Raw genomic sequence first — 21,843 nt, 5'->3', positions numbered from 1 at the left:
GTGCCGCATTCAGCCCCCGCCAAAGCTCCTGATCAGGCCACCGGCCACCATCTGCCACCCATCCACCATGACAAAGAAAATCAGCTTGAACGGCAGGGAAATCGTGGCGGGGGGCAGCATCATCATGCCCAGGCTCATGAGCACGCTGGAGGTGACGATATCGATCACCAGAAACGGCAGGTAGAGCAGGAAACCCATTTCGAAACCACGGCTGAGTTCACTGACCATGAAGGCGGGCATCAGCACGCGCCAGGGCGTATCCGCCGCGACCTTGGGGGGGGCCACATTGGCCAGATGCGCGAATGTCGCCAGGTCGGTGGGCCGGGCATTGGCCAGCATGAACCCCCGGAACGGTTCCGCCGCCGCCTTGAGCCCGTCCATCTCGCTGAGCCTGCCATCCATCATGGGAACGACGCCCTGGTCCCAGGATTGCTCAAAAACCGGCTGCATGACAAAAAATGTCAGGAACAGGCCCAGGCCGATCAGCACCGTGTTGGGCGGCGTGCCCTGCGCGCCAATGGCCCCGCGCAACAGCGACAGCACCACGATGATCCGTGTAAACGCGGTCACCATCACAAGCAGGCTGGGGGCCAGGGAAAGCAGCGTGATAAGCGCTGTAAGCTGCACAAGGTGGCTGGTGGTGCCCGTATCGCCAAACCCCTTGCCCAGATCAAGCGTAAGGGACTGGGCCTGCGCCAGAACCGGGCACAGCAGCCCGGCCGCAAGCGCCACAAGCACGACCCATATGCCACGGCGCCCCGTCCCTGCCCCACGCATCAGGGGCTGGGCGGATTTTTTCAGGCATTGGGCAATCACGATACTTGTTCCGCTTTGCGCATCATTCATCCAGGTCAATCTCGGGCAGCACGAAGGCGGGAGCGGCGGGGGGCTGCGGTTCGTCCATCCAGCCAAGAAAGACATCGCTGCCGCCGCCGGTCAGGATCAGGCCCGTCCTGTCCTTGCAGCGGATCAGGCTGAGCTTGCGCCGCTGGTCAATGGACAGGCTTTCGACCACCGCCAGGTCACGCGTACGCCGCCCCCGCGCCAGGTAGGGTTCGACAAACTTCACGCCATAGCGGGTCAGCAGAATAAGGGCGATGACAAGCAGCAGCGAGGCAAAGCCGGTCAGCCAGGGCATTGCCAGCGTCCCCGACCCCGGCGCGAACGTGCCAGGCTGGGACGCGGAGAGAAGAGCAGACCCCGCCACCGCCGGCCCCGCTAGTTCGACGTGGGCGTGGAGGAAAGAATTTCCGTCATCGTCACGCCGATATGGTTGTCATCGACAACCACGACCTCACCCCGGGCGATCAGGCGGTTATTGGCAAAGATATCCACCGCTTCACCCAGTTTCTTGTCCAGTTCCACCACGGCTCCGCGCCCGAGCCTGAGCAACTGGCTGACCGGCATGACGGCATTGCCGATGACAGCGGTGATCTTGACGGGAATGTCATAGACCGCCTCCATCTGCCCGGCCCCGATCGTCATCGGCTCGGCGGCGGGCTGGTCCTTGGCCGCCCCTTCCGCTGCCGGGGCTGCGGCGGCCGGGTGGGCGGCATCCGGGGCTGTGGTGGCGAAATCCTCGAGTCCGAAATTCGTGTTATCTGTGCTCATGCTTCTCTCTGCCTGGTCTATGCGGTGTGCAAGGGTTGGCCGATACGCTGCCCGGCAAGGGCCGTAACCGCGGCGACGATTTTCTCCGCCATGGATCTGCGCCACTCCTTGGGGTCGATAACTATGGTATTCGCCGCCGATACGATCGTGATCGGACTGTCCGCATCACCCGGCACGGTTTCAAGGCGAACGGCCTCATTATCCTTGAAAAGTGCTTGAAGGGGGGCCCCGTCGCCCGCCGTGCACCGGATGGTGACCGGCCCTTCGCACTCTTTCACGAAAGCCTGCGCATCAGCAACAAAATCGCGCTCGATGCCCCCCAGCACAGAGCCATCCAGCGCGGTCAGCCCCCGCACGATCTCCACCACCGTCGCAACGAAGGTGCGGGTCAGGTCCTCCAGCGCCTGGTCACGCCGGAGATTTTCAGCCTCGAACCCCGCCGCCAGCGCGGCAACGCAGGATTCGTAATGGCTCTGCAATGCGGCTTCCTTTTCGGCCGCTCCTTTTTCATACCCGTCCCTGAACGCCGCGTCATGGGCTGCGGCGGCTTCGTCCCTGGTCATGGTGAGCAGATTGGGGTCGGGAACGGGCTCGACCACGGGCGGGGGCGGTTCGGCCGCCGCCTCCTTCGCGCTCTCGTCTAGGCCGGGGGCTGCGCCAAAATCCTCCAGGTCCAGAAAACCGCGCCGCAGTACTGGTCCCGTCCCGGTACCAATCCGGGCGGCAGGCGCTGCGCTGGCAGCGCTCCCTTGCGCCGCGCCGGGGGAGAGCGAGGCTGTCACGGAATGATCTCGTCATTGCCGCCATTGTCGGTCAGGTCAATTTCCCCGGCATTGGCCATGTTCTTGATCGTGGCGACAATATCCGACTGCGCGGCGTCCGCATCCTTGACGCGGACCGGCCCCAGGGCCGAAATTTCCTCAAGCAGGATGCTGCCGGCACGCTTGGACATACAGGCCAGGAACATGGTCCGCACCGTCTCGGACGCCCCTTTGAGGGCAAGCGGCAGCTTTTCGCGATCGATTTCGGCCACGATACGCATGACGGATTCATGCGGCAGGCGCTTGATGTCCTCAAAGGTGAACATCAGCGCCTTCACCTTTTCCATGTCGTCATGGTTGCGCTTGTCCATGGCGTCCATCAGGCGCGTTTCTGTCTTGCGGTCGAAGTTATTGAATACCTCGGCCAGAAGTTCGTAACTGTCCCGCTTGGCCGAACGCCCGAGGGAGGAAATGAATTCCGAACGCAGCGTGGCCTCCACGCTGTCCAGCACCTCGCGCTGCACCGTCTCCATATGCAGGATGCGCATCATCACATCGGTCGCGTAATCCTCGGGGAGCAAGGCCAGCACGCGGGCGGCATGGGCGGGCTGCAGGCGGCTGAGAATAACGGCTGCCGTCTGCGGGTATTCGCTGCGCAGGTAGTTGGCCAGCACCGTCTCCTGCACGTTGCCCAGCTTGTCCCACATGGTACGGCCTGCCGGACCACGGATCTCGTCCATGATCTTTTCGACCTGGTCCTGCGGCAGCGCCTTGCGCAGGAATTCTTCCGTCGTCTCGTAGGTGCCGACAAGGCCTTCGGGGGATTCGAAATTCTTGGCGAATTCCAGACAGACCTGCTCCACCACCTCGGCTTTGACGATACCCAGGCTCGACATCGCAATGGAAATATCGCGAATTTCGTCCTCGTGCAGGAGCTTGAGTATTTTTGCCGCCTGTTCACGCCCGACAGCAAGCATAAGGATGGCCGCCTTCTGTCGCCCGTTCAGGGCCGGTTGCAACGCGCCCTGCGCGCCCTCCAAAGTCATGCTAGCGGGCTCGGCCACGGTTATGCTCCCTTCTTGACGTCCGCCGCCGCCAACCAGTTACGAATGATAAAGACAGTCTCACGCGGGCTTTCGCCCATATGGGTCAGCACGGCCGCAAGCGCTTCGCGCCGCATCTGACCGTCAACCCCTTCGATACTGACCGTCGGATCAGCACTGGCGCCATCTGCGGGAATAAGGGCGGGACCGGCCGAACGGGCCAGGGCCGCCGTGCCCGCAGCACCCGCGCCCGCGCCCACATCCGCACCGCCCGCACCTGCACCGGCGGCCCCACCTGCCAGGGCGGGCAGGCCGAGCTTGCCGCGGCGCAGCATGGGACGCAGGGCGATATAGATGGCCCCCAGGGCAAGAAGAATGGGAATGACCCATTCCGCCACGTAGATAAGGGTCTCACGCGTGAACATGGAACTGGATTCGGGCGCGAAACCAAGCCCGCCATCGGGCATGAAGCGCATGGAGACGACATTGACATCATCCCCGCGCGACTTGTCGTAGCCGATGGCCGTCTTGGCCAGCGCCGTGATCCGGGCCAGTTCCGCATCGCCCAGAGGCTGCCAGACCTGCTTGCCGGACTTGTCCTCGCTCAGCGTTCCATCGACCAGCACGGCCAGGCTGACCCGGGACACGCGCGGACGGGTCTGGTTGACCACACGCACACGCTTGCCGATCTCGTAATTATCGGTTTCCTCTTCCCGGTCGTCGCTGGAGCCGGCCCGGTTGTTCTGGTTCGCATTGGCGTTGGGCAGATTGTTGCTGACCGATGTATTCGGGCTTGCCTCGGTATTGACGTTCTTGTCCGATGTCGTCTGCTGCGAGCGCAGGACCTGCTGGTTGGGGTCGTAGCTTTCTTCGGTTTCGCGTATCTCGTCCGTGTTCATGGTCACGGCCGCACGCGCACGCACATGCCCGGCCCCCAAGGTGGGCACCAGCATGTCCTCCACCGCCTGGGCCAGACGTTGTTCCTCGGCCGAGCGCAGTTTTTCCAGCGTGGATTCCTGGCCCGCCGTGCTGTCGGGATCACCCGGCTTGGCCAGAACATCGCCCCGCGTATCGACAATGGAAATATTCTGCGGCCGCAGGCCCGGAACGGCCGCGGCGACAAGGTTCTGGATGGCCAGAATCCCGTCCGCCGCCATACGCCCCGAACGCCCGATATCCAGCACGACGCTGGCCTGGGACGGGCTGGTCTGGGTCGAAAACAGGTCACGATGCGGCAGGACAAGATGCACACGCACGTTGCGCACGCCCCGCAGCAGGCGGATCGAGCGTTCCAGCTCGCCCTCCATCGCCCGGGTTTCGTTGATATTCTGCTCGAACTGCGTGCTGGTCAGGGTGCCGCTCTTGTCGAACAGTTCGTAACCCACCGCCCCCCCGCTGGGCAGGCCATCGCGCGCCAGCAGCAGGCGCGCGCTGGCCACCTTGTCGCGCGGTACGTAAAGGCTGGTGCCATCGGGGCTGGTGGTCGAGGAAATATGGGACTTGTTCAGGTCCTCGACCATCTGGGCGGCTTCGTTCAGGTCGAGATCGCCATAGAGAAGGGCCATCGACTGCGTGCTGCCACGGAATGCGAAAACCCCGATAACCCCCAAAAGCAATGCCGCCGCAGCCCCAAGTGCGAACAGACGCGTGCGCCCAAGGCTTTTCAGGCTGGCCAGTATATTCTGCATCACGTAGCCGCTACGCTATGGCAACACGGGATCGGGACGTCACATAATCCTCCGGTCAACTCAACCATTCAGCACCCCTTCGCCTCTCGCCTTGCCATTGCATTGTAATCCGCGTCAAGGCGGGGCGGACATTGCGAGACGCCATTTTTCCGGCCCCCCGCACGCTCTCCCGCATGGATAAAATCATCTGTGTCGTACCGCAGGACGGATGGACCAGAACGAAGGCCGCCGCCCCCGCCCGTTCCCGCCGCTACGGAATATAGGCGTTGGTCGGCGGGATCTGCTTGACCGGCATGTTCAGCCTGTTCGCATTCTGGTCCTGCGTCAGCCCTGTCGGCCCTTCGGCCACCGACCGGGCGACATTGGGCATCTGGTCCGGGCGGCTCCAGCAATCCACGCCATTCCAGCTTTGCGTGCAGTAGGGCTGCGGCACCGGCGGGCGTTCGGGCGGGGCACACCAGTCCTCCCCCTCCTGTATATAGCCGGCATTGCATTCGCGCCCGGTCAGATGACGTGCGACCGTATCGGGCGAACATCCCGCAACAAGCAGGGCCAGACAGACGGCGATGCGGGACTTGATCATCATAGACACCCGTTCCTGTCACTCATGACTTGCATACGCCATGCCTGCGCGGCCCAGCCCCGCCCATGGCACCCATTACCCTGTCGGGCGCGACACCCCTCTGGCACATCCGGGCCTGGTGGCCCCGCATGCCGGGCACTCCCACGCATAAACGCATGAACCACACCCGCCCATTCACGGCAAGAGCCTGCCTTGCAGCCTGCATTGTTCTTACTGCCGCGACAGCTTCAGCGTCTCCCGCGCGGGCTGGGCGGTGGAATTCCCCGCCAGCCAGGAGGCCGCCGTACCATCCGCCGCGGAATCCGCCCCCGGCACATGAGCCGGGCGGAAGCTGCGCACACCCGCCATATATTGCGAGACCAGATTGACACGCTCGGGCATCATGTAGCCCATGACGGCAGAGATCTTGCGCGGCGTCATCTTGCTCGCGACCGAGACCAGCACATGGATATCCATGATGTTGAAAACGGCGGCCGCTTCCTTGGGGGGCATTTCCTCGTAGATCCGCACCAGCCTGTCGGTCTCGGCCGAAAGTGTCTCCTGATGGGCGGCCTGCTTTTCGGCCAGTACTGCGAGCGAGTTGTCCAGCACATGCATTTTCTCGTCCAGTGCCGCTTTCGCGGCGTCGAGCACATGCTTTTGGACTTCCAGTTCCTTCTGTTCGCTATCCACATCGACCTGGCGGGCGAGCAGCCCTTTAACAAGGTCGGTCTCGGCCCGGTTCACGGCGGGATCGCTTTCATTGGACTGGCTTGCGACCAGCACCGCACCGCCCGAACAGGAAATATCCTTGGGGCAGTCGGCCTCGGCCGTTATGACCTTTCCGCCCGTGGGCGCGGCCGGAGCGGGCTCGGCCGGCGGGGCAGCGGCTGCAACGGGGGGGCTAGGTGCCTCGGCTGTGGTCGGCAGGACGGACTTCCAGCCTTCAATGGCATTGCGGTCCGCGCTGGTGGCGGTCACGGAATTGGACGTATCCGCATCGGCCCCGTTCGTGGTGGCCGCCTTGGCGGCATCGGACGCGCCGGCACTGACCGCCGGCCGCCCAGTCGACTGACCGCCCGTATCCTGGGTATCGTCTCTGAAATGTCCGGCAAGCGCGTGCATGTTCATCGCCAGCAACAGCGTCATGAGACTTGACGAAATATGCACAAGCTTCCCGAATGACAAGCGGGGTATTAGCATGACGACCTAGCTCACCTGCCGGTCACTGCCGACGATTGATACGGAATGCCCCTGTCACGTTTCGAAACATGAGCACACAACAGACCTTCGGTCCAATATCGGGCCCTGTCTTCCCGGACCGCTTTTGCGCTGTGTATTCCTGATAGCCAACCCATTCATATTTCATATAAATCGGTCACTTTTTATTTTTTCAGAACCGTATGGCCACAAGTTGGAAAATCTAACGCTACAATTGTTGTTGATGCTGCGAACCCAAGGCTCCTGTCAAGCGTTGCTATCGCCACATTCGCGCCTTTTTCTCTCGTTCTTTCCCGCCGCCCGACGTGCATGGCGGCCGGGCCAGTGCCAGGCCCGGCGTATATTCATGCCGAAGTTATTGAAGAAAAAGCCCTTTTCCCGGCAGGCGGGGCGGCACCCCGTTGCCCAGGCCGCAGACATACGCCGCGTGTGACAATTCTGCCGCCTTGCAGGGCGATCCAAAACCCCGCCCGGCCGGACCTGCCCCTGCCTGGAGAACACACCCGGCATCACCGCCCCGGGGCTGCCCCCGGGCGGCGCAGAGCGGCCCCCAAAAGAGGCGGGATTATTTCATCAGGTTGATAGTGCGGGTCAGCATGGAGCGGGTAATCTGCATGGTGTTCAGATTGGCTTCGTAGGAATGCTGGGCCTCGTGTGAATCCATGACTTCCACCATCATGTTCACATTGGGCACCTTCACATAGCCCTTGGCGTCCGCCGCCGGGTGGCCCGGTTCGTACCGTGTTTCGAACGGTGTCTGGTCCTGACCGATAGTCTTGACCTGCACGCTGGATGCGCCGGTCTCGTGGTTCAGGGTTTCCTTGAACGTGATCGTCTTGCGCCGATACGGGTCGGACCCGGCCGTTGTGCCTGTCGTTTCCTGGTTGGCCAGGTTTTCCGACACGACCCGCAGCCGATCCGCCTGGGCCTGCATGCCGGAGGCGGAAATACCTATGGTATCCGAAAAATCCATCTTCTACCCTGCCTAGCTGCCGCTTGCGCCCAGGGCGATCGTATACATCGACATATAGGTGCTGTAGGCACTTGTCGCAAAACGCTGCTGGTCGTTGGTATCAGCCACTTTTTCCAGTTCGGTTTCCAGCGTGACCTCGTTCCCGTCGGGCGAGGACGTGCCGCCGACCTTGCGGGCTTCCGCACTGCCGCTGCGCCCGGGCAGGTGCCCGGCCTCGGTCTGGGCCAGCATCATGGTCATCTGCGACTGCAACACACCCTGGAACGGGGCAATGTCCTTGGCCACGTAACCCGGTGTATCCGCATTGGCGACATTGCCCGCCAGAACGGATTCCCGCGTCTGCAGCCACTGCATGCGGCGTTCGGCAAGACCCAGCACATCCGTGCCGGTACTGGCCTGCGTGGTGTGGGGTGACAGTGCTTCCAGCATGTGGCGTCTACTTCCTTCCCGCGTCCCGCGCGCCTGAATGTTCCAACAAGGGCCATCACAGACCCATGAGGTCATGGATACCGTGGGGCTGCATCGAAATCCACAGTTTTCTCGGTATCGCAAGATTTGCTTCGGGGCGGATGTCGGATATGGCTAAATCAGGATTTCAGGCAGGACAGGTCATGCAGGGCCCAATGGATCAGGCAAGAACGGGATACGGAAACCTGGCATGAGCGATACGCTCCTGTCCGCCGGGGCGACGGCCGTCATGGTTGTCTGGAGCCTGCTGGCCCATGACAGCAGGGCCAGCATGGCGGGGCTCGGGATCGCGTTGTGGTTCCCCATATCGGTGGTGCTTTACCGCGCGGCCCTGCGCTGGCTGCCCATGATCGGCGGCATACGCGCCGGGCCACCGGCCGCCACGGCGCAACGCAGGCGCGAGATCACCGCAAGCTGCCTGCTGACATCCTCGCTATGCATCATTTTCCTGGCCAGCATGCCGCCCGGCGTGGCCGTGGCGGACGCGATCGCACTCAATTTCGCCTGCCTGGCCGCCCTGCTCGACTATATGGAAGGCTGGATGCCGACCTACGTGCTCGTGCCCATGATGCTGGCGGGGCTTGTCTCCAACGTCCTGCATGACAGCGCCAACGCGGCCATTCTGGGGGCGGCGGCGGCATGGGTGGCCGTCAGCCTGGCGCTGACATTCATGTCCATCTCGCTAAGGGCCAATTTTCTCTCGGGCGGGGATATCACCATGGCCACGGCCTGCGGCGCGTGGGTGGGCAGCACCCATCTGTCGACGTTCCTGCTGCTGAGCGCGCTGCTCCACTGGGCATCCTGCGTGGTCATGCGCGCCCTCAATATCCCGCCACCCCGCCATGTCTACCTGGACGGGCCGGAACGGACCTGGGCGCGCCCCATGGGGCCGTCCTTCGCCATGGGGCTGACACTTACCCTGCTGGTCCAGGCCTGTCCCGCCCTGCCGGGCTGGGTGCAGGCATTGACCGGGCACTGAAACGCCGCATCAAAAAGCACCGGGCCGAAGCACGATCACGCCAGGTCCGGCGCAGCCATCCGCCAGCCAAGCGGCGATACGACCAGATCCCTACGGCGAGGCCGCAGCCATCGAGGCATCGGGCGGCTGGGTGAGCAGCCGAAACATCCGGTCGTTATCGCCCGTCATGGAACGGTTGCCGACAATACCGGCAATCCAGTCCAGCGTTGCATGATCCCCTGCCTGCGACGCGTCGGACGCCAGGCGCAGGGCAAGGGCCTGCTGGCTGTCGGACAGGGTGCCGGTTTGCGGAATGGCCGTCTCGGCCACTATGCGCAGATCGGCCGCGGCCATGGCCCATTCATTCTTTGCCTCATGAATGCGCGCGCTGGTGTCCAGCGCCTGGGGGCTTGTATCGCCCTGCAACAGGGAAAGCGCCTTGGCCTGGTCACCCAGCGCCAAAGCCACGCGCGCCGCAGCCCGGCGCCTGGCCGCCTTGATGTCATCGGGCAGGTCGGGCGCATCGGTCCGGGTCAGGGCTGTTACGGCATCCTGCGGGCGCTTGCGCGCAAGATCGGCATTGGCCAGGCCTTCGCCCAGGCGCGCGCGGGCTTCCGCCCCGTCCAGCATGGGAATGGCGTCGGAATAGGCCTGGGCTGCGTCATCAGGCAGCCCCAGGTTCAGCAGCATGCCCGCATACCCGCCCATGACCTCCGCCTTTTTTTCGCCAGGCGGCAAAATGGACAGATGCGATTTCAGCATGGCCGTATCGTATAGCAGCGCTTTTTTGTCGGTCTCCTTCGCCCCCTGTGCCGCAATGCCCGCCAGGGTCTGGAGCAGCAAAGGCGTGGTGACGGATACGGCAATCGGCGCGGGAGAAGACAGGGCATTGTCGATGGCGCCCAGGGCTGCGGGCCAGTTCTGCGCGCGCATATAGGCATCGGCCTGCAACAGGCGCACGGGTGCTTCGCGCCCTGCCAGGCGCGCATCGGGCAGCAGCAGTTCGAAAGCATCCGCAGCCGCGGGCGGGGTCATGCTGCCATTGGCCAGATCGAGCGAGACCTTCTGCTCCATGGCTTTTTCAGCCACGAGCGGGTCCTTGTCCCTGGTCAGTTTCTCGAACCCGGCATAAGCCGCCTTGCGGTTGCCCGAACGCAGTTGGGTAAACGCGCTGACAAGCTCGTACGGTGCCCCCGTGGGCAGCTTGCCCATGGCCTCCACATCGTCCTGCGAACCGTAACGCCCGATTTCTTCGGCGGCGACCGGCAGAATGGTGTCACGCACGGCGGCAGGATAGCTCTTGAGCCGCCCGAAATCGCGGGCCAGCATGTGCGATGCCTCCGTATCGCGCCCGCCCAGGGCGGCAAGATACAAACCGCGCCAAAGCTGGACCGCCCTTTGCTGGTTGTCGGGCCATGGGCCTTCCAGCAAGGACGCGCCCTGGCGGTTCCCGCTCAGCAATTCCGACGCGGCCAGCAGGAAACGGACAGACGGTTGTGCGGCTTCCTCCGGGTCGTCCTCGAGGGCGACGGTCAGGATTCCGCGCGCTTCCACGAAGGAGCCCAGGGCGAAAGCGGCTTTTGCTGCGTCAAGCCGGCGGGCAAAACGCTGGGCCGGCTCGGACGCCGCCGCGGCCAGTGTTGCCGCACGGAAACGCTTGGCCAGGTCCGGCAGCGGCAGGTCCCGAAGCCCGAGCCATTTGAAATCGACATCGCTGGCGTAAACGGCCGCCCCGGTATCGGGGAACGCCTTGCCGTCCATGCTCAGCAGCGCACCCTCAGGCGTTGCGCGCAGGCCGATCCCCTGCGACCACGCGGCAATGACCACGCCTTCCGTCGTGGGCCACACATCGTATCCTTCCCCCTTGCGCAGGGAGAGTATGCCGCCGTCATCGGTGGTGGACGTGCCGACCAGAAGCCGCGCGTTCGATGCCGGGTCGGTAATGGAAAGCACCCGGCCGGGGCGGCGCATGGGGTAGAGAATGCCGCCTTCCGCCTGACGCGGGTTGATGACGCGGCGATCCCCGTAATCGTTGCCCGGCGGCGGCTTGTCGCCAAGCACCCACCCTTCCATCTGCTGGGACAGATAAAGTTCGCGGGTATCGGGCAGCGGCACCTGGATCAGGGTGGCATCCGGCAGGGTGGTGACCGTCAGGGCCGAGAAAATACCATCGCCACGCAGGGCGCTGGTATCCATCGCCTCCGCTTTGTCCAGAACGATGATAAAGCGGTTGCCGCTCTGGAACGCAGCGAGCCCCACACCGGCGGGGGTGGGGATGAGAATCCGGTCCTGCGAGGATGCAACGGACGCCCCACCCTGGTTGGCCCCAGCGGCCGCGACTGCCGCATTGGCCGGTGCACCCGCCTTTGCGGGCGTGGTTTTGGCGGTCTTCGCGTTGGCGGGCTTGTTGCCGGCCGAGGCCGAAGCGGGGGAAGGAGGTGGCGGCGGAGCAGGCTTGTCCAGCACCGTGGCCGCCCAGGCGGCAGGCAGGCCCTTGAGCACGATGGCATCTGCCGCGGAGGCCCCGGTGGGTGCCGCCGTTGGCGGGGTGGCCTGCGCGGGGGTCGCCGTCTTGACGGGCGCCTTGACGGGCCGGGCCGGTTTTTTCCGGGGTGCAGGGGCCTGACGCGCATGCCGCACAGGCTGTGCGCGCCTGCCCGCACCCAGACCTGGCATGGCGACGGAACAAGACAGAAGCACGGCAAGCGAAACGGCAAAACAGCGTTTCACGCACGGGACTTTGCTAAAATGCACGTGTCATTCATCCTGAAAGGGCTATGCCCCGCCCGTTGTCCGGGCAGCCGCATGACGGCGCCGGGCAGGGTGAGAAGACCAGTCAGGCAAAAAGATCAACAGCGCTGGCCGTTGCGGATTCGGCTTTCTGCGCCTTTCCGGTGGGGATAATCTGGCCAGATGCATCGAACTGCATGGAGGAGGAAGAACCATCGACATTCTGGTCGATGATGTTGATGCCTTTCCCCACGGCATGTTCGGGACGGGACGTGCGATAGGCGGCCTCTGACGTTGCCGTGGTGACGTTGCGAAGGCTGGAAGCCAGTGCCGAGGCTGCCGTGGTGTCTGCCATGTCATTATCCCTATAAAGAAAAGTCCCGGCGGACCGAACAACCGGGCACCGGCATTACACTCAATCAAATATCCCTGCCCGGCCTTACACCGCCGGGCTGGCCAGCGCGCCTGGCAATAGCTTGCACGGTAGCGTCTCCTTCAGGTGCGGCGATCCCCATCCATTCCAATACCGACGGGAACACTGCCTTGCACATGGAACGAGCAGCCACGTCAAGCCGAACGCCCGCACCCTATGCCACGCCTGCGAAACGATACACAGCTATTTTATGAGATGGCCTTGCCTTCGCCAAGGTGTTTTTTAACGTTCCACCTTGCTTTTTCTTGCCTTCGAACCAAATATCCAAGAGGTTGTAATCATTTGGAACAACGGTGCAAACGCGCATGCACCGACCCGCCCGGTACCTGAACAATCGAAAATCAGGCCGGGCGGTTTATGTGACAAAATTTTAAAGCCTGCTCGCCCGACTTCGCCCGGATTGACATACTGAACGAAAGCCGGCGCCCGACAGGATGGGCATGCCCCTTCCATGCGCCCTGGCAGGCAAGACATGGATGTCGGGCGTATTAGAGACGGAAATAGACATGCGGATATTGTGCATCGGTGATACTTCGACCCAGGGCGATGGCAGGCCATGCAGCGGATTATCCCGCGCAGCGCTGGACGGCACGATCTCCATTACGATGTCCGGCCCCGAAGGCGTGGCCGAAACCCTGCGCCGTTCCCATTACGATCTGGCCGTCATCCAGCAGGCAGCGCCTGATTCGCGGCTGGTGCGCCATATTCGCAAAAGCCGCGTTCCCACCCCGCTGCTGATCATCGCCCGCACCCTTACCGCGACAACGGTGGCCGATGTACTCTCGGCCGGGGCCGATGACTGCGTGCCGATTTCCGTCGAACCCGTGGAACTGCTGGCACGGCTGCGCGCCATTGTCCGGCGTGTCAGCGGCCATGACAGCCTGACCTTGCAGATCGGGCGGCTTTCCGTCAGCCCCGAACGGCGGGTGGCCCATATCGATGGCAAGCTGGTACCGCTGACCCGGCGCGAATACGAACTGGTCCAGCTTCTGGCCCTGCGCAAAGGCCAGGTGCTGAACAAGGAAACCCTGCTGGACAGCCTGTATGGCGGAGAAAGTGAGCCGCACGGCAAGGTCATTGACGTCATGATCTGCAAAATTCGCAAGAAAATCCGCGAATTCGGTATCGATGAACCGTTTACCACCCTGTGGGGCATTGGCTACCGCCTGAACGAGGAAGCCTTCATTCCCCTCGGCGCCAAGATGAGCAGCGCGGAAAATGCCGGTAACCGCCCATCGCGCGAAAGCTGTATTCCCGTCACGTCGGGGATCAATATCCTCGCGTCATCCAACGCGCTGGATCTGGCGTAACACCGCCCACACGCCCGGCAGGTGAAAGCCTGGAACCCGGCCGCGCAGGCGGCTTTTGCGCATCAGCCCCGAAAGGTTAGCCGAGCCTACTCCGCCGCCTGCCCCACCGTTCAGGAGGTCGAGGAATCCGTATCCGTGTCCGAATCCGTGGATGCACTCGTATCTGACGAGGAAGAGGAAGATGCGGGAGAGATATTCACCAGATCGGACATGGGGATACTCGCACTTCCCATCTCCACCATCATGTCCGACGTGCCCTTTTCCACGCCGGTTATGGTGCCGCTGACCGTAAACGGCACTTCGGACGTGGTGCCCGAGGAATCGATCGTCTCCACCGATACGCTGTAGGCACCGTCGGCAAGCTGGTTGCCGCTATTATCCGTGCCATCCCAGGTCCAGGTATTGGTGCCGGTCGTCGGGCTGAGCACCGCATCCTTCACGATCGTGCCGCCCGAATTGGCGACGGCAATGGCAACCATGCTGCCAGCACTGCCCGTGTAGCTCAGCGATGCGGAGGAATTCTGCAACGGCAGGGTGGAGGTGCTGGCCGTGGCCGTGCTGCCCACCAGGCTGGTGTCGGAAGTAAGCTGGCTGTCTTCGTTGAGGGAAATCAGCGTCGCAAGATTGGTATTGGTCTGGACCTGCTGCTCCACCCCGGCGAACTGGGCCAGCTCGGACGTAAAGGTGTCCGTGCTCATGGGGCTGCTGGGGTCCTGGTTCTTGAGCTGCGTCGTCAGCAGGGTCAGGAACGTGGTGTAGTTGTCTGCAAGCGATGACAGGGCATTGGCCGAAGTCGTGGTGCTGGCGGAAGATGACGTCGTGCTGGTGCTCGTGCTCGCAGCGCTCTTGGCCGAGGACTCCGCAGCCTGGATCAGCGTCAGTTCGTTGCTGATAGTCGACGTGGCCATACCCTCTTTCCTTCCCCTGTCACCGCCGTCAGGCAGTTATATTCACGCCACTTGTAGCATACATGCCCGTGGGTCGCGCAATGCCTTCCCCGCCGGGGGTGGTGCTGTCCGCATCGGGCTGGCCGGACAACGCGCCCACGCCGTTGCTGCCCCCGCCGGCATAGGCCTGCCCGCCCGACTGCCCGCCACCGGCGGTTCCGGCAAACGCATTGCCGTTATCGAAAGTCCCGCCGCTGGCGCTACCCTGGTCGTAGCTGGTGTCCCCACCCTGGCTGGCCGTGACGATATCTATTTTCACATTGCCCACATCAACGCCGGCGGCACCCAGTGCCGCAACCAGTTCGTGCCGCGTGTTGGCCAGATGCCGAGCCGTGACCGAGTCCTCGCTTTGCAGCACGACCCCCGTCGTCACGCCGTCCGTGCCCTCCAGCCTGACATGGACCGGGGTAGAATCGTCGGTCATGACGGTCATGGACAGGGCGGTCGACCCGTCCGAGGACTGAGAGAGAGAAGGGGTGGGAACCGCCGAGCCTTCCAGTTCGCTGTTCGCTTCGGCCTGCTCCAGCCCCTGGGCCGTCTGCGCCTCGGCCGTTTTCTGCTCCAGCGCTGCGGTAAAGCTGGTGGTGGAGGCAAGACCGACCTGCGGCAGGATTTGGGCCGTGGTCGTGGCAAGACCCTGCCCGGCATTTCCATCATCCTGGTCGGAGGACGAACCGGAATGCCCCGATGCGGCGTGGTTGACGACCGCGGCAAGCTGGCCGGACCCATCCGTGGGCAGCACGGCGGAACGGGATGCCTGGCCAGACAGGCCATCGGCCCCCAGGGCGGCCAGATCCTGCCCGCTGGCATCCTGGGGCAACCCGGCGGCACCGGCCGTAGCAGCAGTAGCCGCCATCTGGGTTGACGTCGGGGTGGTGGGGGCGGGCGTGTTTTGTGCTGCAACGGCGGTCGTGGTGTCTGCCGTGTCGGCCCCTGCGGCGGCAACCAGCGCATCGGACAGGGCCGAACGCGCGCCCTGCGCCCCCTGCCCCTTCGCGATGAAAAGGGATGACACCTGCGCCATGAGAGAACCGTTCGCCACGGAAAGCGGCCCGGCCGACGCCGCATTAAGCTGGGGCGTGGCATCCGCCTGCGCCATGTTCGCGGCAGTCCCCGCATCGTCACTGGCGGCGGCCTGCTGGGCCGCAGCCTGTGTCGTCCCTGCCGCCGACGCCTGGGCAGGAGAAGCAACAAGAGAGGCTTCCTGTGCGAGTAGCAGGGGCGATCCACCTAGTGTTGCGGAATTCGCCGTGGCGGTCGTGCCGGCAAGGCTGGAAGCGCCGTTACCCGGGGTTGCGGCCGCGGGCGTTGAGCCATCCGCAGCGCCAGCGACACTGCCTGACAAAGCATCCGCCGCAGAAGCCTGCGCCTGCGAAGGTGCAGCCTGACTCAGCGTGGAAGAGGAAGATGCCTGATCGGCCTGCTGGGCGGTATCCGTGGTGGTGTCGGTCGATTCGGAAGAAGAATGAGCCTTGTGCCCCTTGCCCGACCTGCCGGTCGTGCCCTCAGCCACGTCCTGCGTTCCCGTCCGGGTGGAAGCCTTGCCCGCATGCCCGGTGGATGCCTGCGCGCCTGTCGTGTCGGATGCCCGGGTCGATGTGCCCGAACCCGTGCCAGCGCTGGCATGATGCGAGGAGGTATTGGACTGATGCGTGTCCTGCGTGGCGGACGCTGCATGCGACGTGGTGCCGCCCGACACCTGATCCGCCTGCCCGTCATTCTGGGAGACAGCATGGGTCATGCCACTGAGAATGGTGCCGAACGTCCCCTGCCCGGCGGTGTAAGCGTTCTTGCGGGCACTGCCCGACAGGGTGGAGGAGACCGCCGCCTGGGCCGGAGCGATAGCCGAAAGCAGGCTCGACACGGAGGATTCCTGAACCTGTTCGGTCGCGGTCGAGGTTTTGGTGACGATCATGCCCATCAGATGCTCCGTGCCCGCAGGCGGGCCTCTATGGCGACAGCCCGCTTACGCTGTCCCCGCCGCATGGTTAGAGGATTCCGACAATGCGACATCCAGCTCGGTAAATGACGGCATGAAGGCATGCGGTATATCCTTACGCCCGATTTCCGCGCTGACCTGGGGCGGGCTGCCCTGAAGATGCGCCACAAAGACAATTCGGATGATATCCTGATAACGCCCGTCCTGCATTATCACATCGCGCATCCTGGACGCCAGCGGTGCCACGACACCATAGGATAAGAGCACACCAAGGAATGTGCCCACAAGGGCCCCGGCGATCATTTCACCCAGGATGGCGGGCGGCTTGCTGATGGAGGCCATGGTCTTGATGACCCCCAGCACCGCGGCCACGATACCCAGGGCGGGCAAGGCATCGGCAATGCTTTGCAGGCTGTTGGAAACCCGCAGCCTTTCGTTCAGGTTTTTCTTAAGCTCCCGGCCCATGACCTCATCGAGCTGGTACGCATCCTCGACGTTCAGGCTGACCAGGCGCAGATAATCGCAGATCAGGTCGCGGGTGGGCGCATCGTCGCGGACCTTGGGCGCAAGCGTGAAGATGCTGCTCTCATTCGGGTTTTCCACGTGCTCCTCAAGCGCCATGTTGCCCTTCGCCTGCGCCAGCCGCGTAAAGCGGAACAGGGTGACAAGCAGTTCGACATAGGCGGCCTTGTCGTAGCGCGGGCCGCCGAGTGTCAGCTTGAGGTCCCCCACCAGTTGCTTGAGCGCATCCTTGGAATTGGCCATGACGAAAATGCCCGCCGCCGCCCCAAGGATTGTCAGCAGTTCGAACGGCATGGAGGCAAGCAACGGCCCCAACACACCCCCGGAGGCCACAAACGAGCCAAAAACGCAGAGCAGCGCGAAAATAAGCCCTCCGAGGAAAAGCATTGAGCAGTCTCCACTTTCATAATTCATGTGCCGGGCAGCGAAAGGCGACCTGCGGCGTTTTATAGTTTTCCCGGCGGAATGTCCGCCTTTAAATGAATGCCGCCCCCACCACCGGGCGCGGCGACGCTGTCAGTTTATTCCGGCGTGGTCGTATTGGGTGTGGCCTGGGGTTGGGATGGCGCAACAGCAGGTGCAGCACCCGTGCCCGGATTGGAAGCAGGGCCGCCAGGGGTAGCAGGCGCACTGGCCGAAGGTGCGGGAGCCTGCCCGGGCGTGGGGGCGGAAGCGGGAGGGAGTACGGGGGCCGCCGGGTCGGCAAAGCGGCGGTGCATGACCAGCACCACGCGCCTGTTCCCCGCCGCTGACGGGTCGGATGCAATGGCCAGGTCACGGTCCGCCCTGCCCGATACGTCCAGAATCTTGGTATCGGGGTAGCCTGCATGCACCAGCGCTTCACGCGCATGGTCGGCGCGCAGGGCTGAAAGGGTCCAGTTGGACATGCCCCATGTCTTGCCGGCACGGTAGGCCGCCGCGTCCGTGTAGCCGATGATGGAGATATTTTCCGGCATGGGGGCCAGCCAACTGGCAATTTCCGCCAGCATCTGCCGACCACGGCTGTTGGGCACGGCCGAACCGGAATCGAACATGGGCGCGTTTTCCGCATCCCGCAGTTCGATACGGATATCGTCCCGCCCGACCTTGACGGACACATTGGAAGAGGCAGACCGCAATTCGGGATTGTTCTGGATCGCGCCTTCCAGCCCCGCGGTCATTTTATCAAGCTGGGCCTCTTCCGTCTGGGGCTGATTGCCCTGGAACTGGCTGGCCTGGCCCGCGCTGGTCTGGTCGCTGTCCTGATCCTGCGCCGTATCCGCCGGGGCGGAACCGTCGGCACCGATATAACCGACATTTTTCGCATTCCCCGTGCCGGACCCGCCGATCGGCACGATACTGGGCCGCGCACTGGCAAGCTGTGCGCGAATGCCCGCTGTTATGTCGTCAGACGCCGTCATGCGCTCAAGTTCGCCGGCCACGCCCTGATCCGCCGCCTGGCCACTGCCCTGCCCCGTATCCTTGCTGCCGGCCCCGCCCGCATCGGCCCCTGTCGATGTCTCCCCATCCTTGACGCGCCTGACCGAGGCCCCGCCCGTAAGGGGAGAGGGCTGGACATCGAGCATCGAATCCGTCGCCTGCGAATGGGTGTCGCGTTCAGCCATGGGGTTGAAGAACTGCGCAATGCCCTTGCGCTGTTCGTCCGTCGTCGCGTTGAGCAGCCACATGACAAGGAAGAAGGACATCATCGCCGTCATGAAATCGGCGTAGGCTATCTTCCACGCCCCACCGTGATGGGCGTCCTCATGATCGTCGTCGCCATGTTTGACGATGACGGGATGGTTGTTGTTCTTTGCCATGTGGTGCTACCGCGCCTTCAGGCGCCCTTACGGTGTGCCATGCCCAGGCGGCTGGCCGGATTGCCACGGAAGGACGCACGCCCGGTATGGGTGAGCGAGATCGACGTATCGAGCCAGACTTCCCCCCCGATTTCGCGCCAGCGGCGACAGAAGGTGAAATCCTCGCTCAGATAGGTGCCGGTTTCGGGGTCTATGCTGGCGTCGAACAGGGCGTGGTACAGCGTGCCATCGCCCTCGCCCGACGAATCAATGCGGCGATAGGCGGTTTCGGGGTAGCTCTTGACCATCATGGCAATCGCCTTGCGGCTGATCATCATGAACCCGGTTCCCGCGTAATGCGTCTTGATCACGGGGCCTTTTTCCCATGCCTCGTGCATGGCGGCCGTTTCCCCCACATAGCGCAGGGATGCCTCGTCCTGGGATTCGCCGTGCAGCACGTTTTCCTGCGTCGCCTTGTCCCAGAACCGGTCCTTGATCGGATACATGCCCGCAACCACGTCCTTGTCCGCGGCCAGAAGCCGGGCCGGTGCTTCCGCCGGAAAACCGATATCGGCGTCGATGAAAAGGATATGCGTGGCGTCCGAACGCGTGAAGAACTGATGCAGAAGTGTATTGCGCGCCCGGCTGATCATGGCATCGTCGCCAAGCAATGAAAGAGTCATGGGAATACGCAGGACGCTGGTGCAGGCAATAACGGATTCCATGTAATCCTGCGTCACCAGCCCACCGTAACAAGGCGTTGCAATAAATACCTTCGGTGTCGGCTGCTCTGTCTGTTGCATACGCTATCCTAATTGCTTGCGGCCAGTGGCTGTACCGGATCGCGCTGTTTCGATCGCTGTCTGGCCTTCCTGAACAGCGATAGCGGGCGTCTGCCAGTTTCTCAAGGACGAAACATGACGAAAAACCGCCCCCCCTCGCATCAATCGGCCCGATCCAGGCTTGGCATGGCTTATTATGCCCCTGAAAATACTATGTTAACGTCATGCTGTTTCGGCGTGACAGGTCATCTATCTCGGCCTGTTCGCGCCGGGCACGTATCTCGTTTTCCTCCTCCTGCCGCTTGTCCACTATGGCCTGCGCCGCCTTGAGTGCCGCATTGGCCCGGATCATGGCGGCACGTGCCTGCCCGCTGGCCCGCCTTGCGGCGTTCAGCGCTTCCTGCGCGCGCTCCACCGCCTCGCGCCCAATGGGCAGCCAGTCGCGAAAGGCCTCGGCCAGCGTAATGTCCCCCGTGGCGGCAACGCGTTCGCTTTCTATGCGCGCGCGACAGGCGTCCACCGTCCCCGATGCCGTTCGTTCGTCCGCCAGCGCCTGGGCCAGTGCGGCCTGGGCCTGGTCGGCCTCGGTCTTGCGCAGCCTTGCCAGGGCGTGCAGCGCACGGGTGCGGGGGTCCATTATGCGGACCCGGACTTGGAAAGCGCCGTGCGCAACGCCGCGAAGCTTTCTTCCAGCGTGGCCTTCTCGCCCCGCCCCTGCCTGAGCACGTCCTCAATGGCCGGGGCCACGCGAATGGCCTTGTCCACCTTGGGGTCCGTGCCCTGTCGGTAGGCACCTAGGCGCACCATGTCCTGCATTTCATCCCAGGTGGACAGATCGGCCCGGGCTTCCTGCACCAGGGCGTTTTCCGCCGCCGAATTGCACCCAGGCACGGTGCGCGAGAGGGAGCGCAGCACATTGATGGCGGGATAACGACCGGATTCCGCAATGCGCCGTTCCATGACCACATGCCCGTCCAGAATACCGCGCACGGCATCCGTCACCGGTTCGTTATGGTCATCCCCCTCGACAAGGACGGAGAACATGGCCGTGATCTGGCCTGCCTTGCCATCCGCCCCCGCAAGGCCGGGGCCCGCGCGTTCGAGCAGGCGGGGCAGTTCGGCGAACACGCTGGGCGGATACCCCCGCGTAGCGGGTGGCTCGCCCGAGGACAGGCCAATCTCGCGCAGGGCCTGGCAGAAGCGGGTCACGCTATCCATGAGCAAAAGCACGGACTTGCCCTGGTCGCGGAAATATTCGGCCGCCGCCATGGCGGTATACGCTGCCTCCCTGCGCATGAGGGGGGAGGTGTCGGAGGTTGCGACCACCACAACGGACTTGGCCAGCCCTTCGGGGCCCAGATCGTCCTCAACGAATTCGCGCACTTCGCGCCCACGTTCACCCACCAGCGCAATGACCGCCACGTCGCACGCGGTATTGCGGGCCAGCATGCCCATAAGGGTGGATTTGCCAACCCCCGAGCCCGCGAACAGGCCCAGCCTCTGCCCCTGCCGACAGGTCGCGAACAGGTTGAGTGCCCGCACCCCCAGATCGATACGCGGGCCCAGCCGCGCCCTTAACGCGGCATCGGGCGGGGAGGCATGCAGCCGCTGCGGCGTGCCGCCGGGCAGGAGCGGGCCCCTGCCGTCGATCGGCCTGCCCATGGGGTCGAGCACACGCCCGGTCCAGGAGGCATTGACAACCAGCGTACCGCCCGCGCGCTTGCGCCTTTGCTCCTGATCGAAAAGCTGGAAGGTCGCCTTGCACCCCGAACCGATCCCTTCAAGGGATCCATACGGCATGGCAATGGCCAGATCCGCGCGAAAGGCGACGATTTCGGCAATGGTTTCGCGCCCGTCCAGCCCGAAAATGCTGACACGATCCCCAACCCCCGTAAAATCGCACAGCCCACTGAGTGAGACCGTCAGCCCTGAAAGCCCGACCACGCGCCCTTCAAGCACACCAACCGGCACGTCATAGCCCGGGCGGGCCACCGCATCCTGTATCGCTTCGAGAATATTGGGCAGACCCGCCGCGAAATCGATGGACTTCGACAAGGGGTCGGGCGGCGTGCTCACGTAAGCAGGCCGTGGGCCGGGCTGATCATGGCAGGTGGGCC

General features: G+C 63.7%; 21 protein-coding genes. 2 read left to right on the top strand and 19 right to left on the bottom strand.

Annotated elements, in window-relative coordinates; genetic code table 11:
- Nucleotides 1-9: 9 nt before the first annotated feature.
- From fliP to J2D77_RS06290, 10 genes are all read right to left on the bottom strand, one after another.
- Entirely contained in the window at nucleotides 10-777 is a 768-nt protein-coding gene (gene fliP, locus J2D77_RS06335; RefSeq protein ID WP_207845689.1) for a flagellar type III secretion system pore protein FliP, read from the bottom strand.
- A gap of 61 nt (nucleotides 778-838) precedes the next feature.
- Complete coding sequence (locus J2D77_RS06330) at nucleotides 839-1,138, bottom strand: flagellar biosynthetic protein FliO (protein WP_207845418.1); 300 nt, start codon at nucleotides 1,136-1,138, stop codon at nucleotides 839-841.
- Nucleotides 1,139-1,218: 80 nt separating this feature from the next.
- A complete protein-coding gene (fliN, locus tag J2D77_RS06325; RefSeq protein ID WP_207845417.1) occupies nucleotides 1,219-1,611 on the bottom strand; it encodes a flagellar motor switch protein FliN in 393 nt (130 codons plus the stop codon).
- Between the two features lie 17 nt (nucleotides 1,612-1,628).
- Nucleotides 1,629-2,393: a hypothetical protein gene (locus J2D77_RS06320; protein WP_331000073.1), complete on the bottom strand. Its 765-nt coding sequence runs from the start codon at nucleotides 2,391-2,393 to the stop codon at nucleotides 1,629-1,631.
- Nucleotides 2,390-3,418: a flagellar motor switch protein FliG gene (gene fliG / locus J2D77_RS06315; protein WP_207845687.1), complete on the bottom strand. Its 1,029-nt coding sequence runs from the start codon at nucleotides 3,416-3,418 to the stop codon at nucleotides 2,390-2,392. Before fliG ends, J2D77_RS06320 begins: the two co-directional genes overlap by 4 nt.
- 20 nt (nucleotides 3,419-3,438) lie before the next feature.
- A complete protein-coding gene (fliF, locus tag J2D77_RS06310) occupies nucleotides 3,439-5,103 on the bottom strand; it encodes a flagellar basal-body MS-ring/collar protein FliF (RefSeq protein WP_207845686.1) in 1,665 nt (554 codons plus the stop codon).
- Nucleotides 5,104-5,353: 250 nt separating this feature from the next.
- A complete protein-coding gene (locus J2D77_RS06305; protein ID WP_207845416.1) occupies nucleotides 5,354-5,689 on the bottom strand; it encodes a hypothetical protein in 336 nt (111 codons plus the stop codon).
- A gap of 207 nt (nucleotides 5,690-5,896) precedes the next feature.
- Nucleotides 5,897-6,835, bottom strand: coding sequence for a MotE family protein (locus tag J2D77_RS06300; RefSeq protein WP_331000167.1), 939 nt, complete (start codon nucleotides 6,833-6,835; stop codon nucleotides 5,897-5,899).
- Between the two features lie 616 nt (nucleotides 6,836-7,451).
- Nucleotides 7,452-7,859, bottom strand: a complete 408-nt coding sequence (gene flgC / locus J2D77_RS06295; RefSeq protein WP_207845414.1) for a flagellar basal body rod protein FlgC — start codon at nucleotides 7,857-7,859, stop codon at nucleotides 7,452-7,454.
- A 12-nt stretch (nucleotides 7,860-7,871) separates the two neighbouring features.
- Complete coding sequence (locus J2D77_RS06290; protein WP_207845413.1) at nucleotides 7,872-8,288, bottom strand: flagellar basal body rod protein FlgB; 417 nt, start codon at nucleotides 8,286-8,288, stop codon at nucleotides 7,872-7,874.
- Between the two features lie 229 nt (nucleotides 8,289-8,517).
- Between J2D77_RS06290 and J2D77_RS06285 the strand changes: the two genes are divergently transcribed.
- On the top strand, nucleotides 8,518-9,306 hold the full coding sequence (locus tag J2D77_RS06285; protein ID WP_207845412.1) for a prepilin peptidase: 789 nt from the start codon (nucleotides 8,518-8,520) through the stop codon (nucleotides 9,304-9,306).
- 90 nt (nucleotides 9,307-9,396) lie between these two features.
- Here J2D77_RS06285 and J2D77_RS17215 read toward each other — a convergent pair whose 3' ends face one another.
- The gene (locus tag J2D77_RS17215) at nucleotides 9,397-12,015 is read right to left on the bottom strand and encodes a hypothetical protein (RefSeq protein ID WP_331000072.1); all 2,619 of its coding nucleotides are present in this window, start codon (nucleotides 12,013-12,015) and stop codon (nucleotides 9,397-9,399) included.
- 106 nt (nucleotides 12,016-12,121) lie between these two features.
- On the bottom strand, nucleotides 12,122-12,370 hold the full coding sequence (locus tag J2D77_RS06275; protein ID WP_207845411.1) for a hypothetical protein: 249 nt from the start codon (nucleotides 12,368-12,370) through the stop codon (nucleotides 12,122-12,124).
- A gap of 518 nt (nucleotides 12,371-12,888) precedes the next feature.
- Here J2D77_RS06275 and J2D77_RS06270 point away from each other — a divergent pair.
- Nucleotides 12,889-13,758 carry a response regulator transcription factor gene (locus J2D77_RS06270; RefSeq protein WP_230975552.1) on the top strand — a complete coding sequence of 290 codons (870 nt, stop codon included), beginning with the start codon at nucleotides 12,889-12,891 and terminating at the stop codon, nucleotides 13,756-13,758.
- 110 nt (nucleotides 13,759-13,868) lie between these two features.
- On the opposite strand, the gene J2D77_RS06265 is transcribed toward J2D77_RS06270, so the two are convergent.
- The 7 genes from J2D77_RS06265 to fliI form a co-directional block, all read right to left on the bottom strand.
- Entirely contained in the window at nucleotides 13,869-14,666 is a 798-nt protein-coding gene (locus J2D77_RS06265) for a flagellar hook assembly protein FlgD (RefSeq protein WP_207845410.1), read from the bottom strand.
- 28 nt (nucleotides 14,667-14,694) lie between these two features.
- Entirely contained in the window at nucleotides 14,695-16,620 is a 1,926-nt protein-coding gene (locus J2D77_RS06260; RefSeq protein ID WP_207845409.1) for a hypothetical protein, read from the bottom strand.
- 51 nt (nucleotides 16,621-16,671) lie between these two features.
- A complete protein-coding gene (gene motA, locus J2D77_RS06255) occupies nucleotides 16,672-17,553 on the bottom strand; it encodes a flagellar motor stator protein MotA (RefSeq protein WP_207845408.1) in 882 nt (293 codons plus the stop codon).
- A 134-nt stretch (nucleotides 17,554-17,687) separates the two neighbouring features.
- Complete coding sequence (locus tag J2D77_RS06250; protein WP_207845407.1) at nucleotides 17,688-18,965, bottom strand: flagellar motor protein MotB; 1,278 nt, start codon at nucleotides 18,963-18,965, stop codon at nucleotides 17,688-17,690.
- A gap of 17 nt (nucleotides 18,966-18,982) precedes the next feature.
- Complete coding sequence (locus J2D77_RS06245) at nucleotides 18,983-19,747, bottom strand: hypothetical protein (protein ID WP_207845406.1); 765 nt, start codon at nucleotides 19,745-19,747, stop codon at nucleotides 18,983-18,985.
- A gap of 190 nt (nucleotides 19,748-19,937) precedes the next feature.
- Complete coding sequence (locus J2D77_RS06240) at nucleotides 19,938-20,363, bottom strand: flagellar FliJ family protein (protein WP_230975551.1); 426 nt, start codon at nucleotides 20,361-20,363, stop codon at nucleotides 19,938-19,940.
- Nucleotides 20,363-21,730 carry a flagellar protein export ATPase FliI gene (gene fliI / locus J2D77_RS06235; RefSeq protein ID WP_207845682.1) on the bottom strand — a complete coding sequence of 456 codons (1,368 nt, stop codon included), beginning with the start codon at nucleotides 21,728-21,730 and terminating at the stop codon, nucleotides 20,363-20,365. Before fliI ends, J2D77_RS06240 begins: the two co-directional genes overlap by 1 nt.
- Nucleotides 21,731-21,843 lie beyond the last annotated feature (113 nt).

This window comes from Acetobacter garciniae (assembly GCF_017377735.1).
GTDB lineage: Bacteria > Pseudomonadota > Alphaproteobacteria > Acetobacterales > Acetobacteraceae > Acetobacter > Acetobacter garciniae.
This window is presented reverse-complemented; position numbering and strand designations above follow the sequence as displayed.

Coding starts and splice junctions, on each gene's coding strand:
- J2D77_RS06330 (WP_207845418.1), bottom strand. CDS start 1,138: ATGCCCTGGCTGACCGGCTTTGCCTCGCTGCTGCTTGTCATCGCCCTT.
- fliN (WP_207845417.1), bottom strand. CDS start 1,611: ATGAGCACAGATAACACGAATTTCGGACTCGAGGATTTCGCCACCACA.
- fliF (WP_207845686.1), bottom strand. CDS start 5,103: ATGCAGAATATACTGGCCAGCCTGAAAAGCCTTGGGCGCACGCGTCTG.
- J2D77_RS06275 (WP_207845411.1), bottom strand. CDS start 12,370: ATGGCAGACACCACGGCAGCCTCGGCACTGGCTTCCAGCCTTCGCAAC.
- flgC (WP_207845414.1), bottom strand. CDS start 7,859: ATGGATTTTTCGGATACCATAGGTATTTCCGCCTCCGGCATGCAGGCC.
- fliP (WP_207845689.1), bottom strand. CDS start 777: ATGCGTGGGGCAGGGACGGGGCGCCGTGGCATATGGGTCGTGCTTGTG.
- J2D77_RS06285 (WP_207845412.1), top strand. CDS start 8,518: ATGAGCGATACGCTCCTGTCCGCCGGGGCGACGGCCGTCATGGTTGTC.
- J2D77_RS06305 (WP_207845416.1), bottom strand. CDS start 5,689: ATGATGATCAAGTCCCGCATCGCCGTCTGTCTGGCCCTGCTTGTTGCG.
- fliG (WP_207845687.1), bottom strand. CDS start 3,418: ATGACTTTGGAGGGCGCGCAGGGCGCGTTGCAACCGGCCCTGAACGGG.
- J2D77_RS06240 (WP_230975551.1), bottom strand. CDS start 20,363: ATGGACCCCCGCACCCGTGCGCTGCACGCCCTGGCAAGGCTGCGCAAG.
- motA (WP_207845408.1), bottom strand. CDS start 17,553: ATGCTTTTCCTCGGAGGGCTTATTTTCGCGCTGCTCTGCGTTTTTGGC.
- J2D77_RS06260 (WP_207845409.1), bottom strand. CDS start 16,620: ATGATCGTCACCAAAACCTCGACCGCGACCGAACAGGTTCAGGAATCC.
- J2D77_RS06250 (WP_207845407.1), bottom strand. CDS start 18,965: ATGGCAAAGAACAACAACCATCCCGTCATCGTCAAACATGGCGACGAC.
- J2D77_RS06245 (WP_207845406.1), bottom strand. CDS start 19,747: ATGCAACAGACAGAGCAGCCGACACCGAAGGTATTTATTGCAACGCCT.
- J2D77_RS06265 (WP_207845410.1), bottom strand. CDS start 14,666: ATGGCCACGTCGACTATCAGCAACGAACTGACGCTGATCCAGGCTGCG.
- J2D77_RS06290 (WP_207845413.1), bottom strand. CDS start 8,288: ATGCTGGAAGCACTGTCACCCCACACCACGCAGGCCAGTACCGGCACG.
- J2D77_RS06270 (WP_230975552.1), top strand. CDS start 12,889: ATGCCCCTTCCATGCGCCCTGGCAGGCAAGACATGGATGTCGGGCGTA.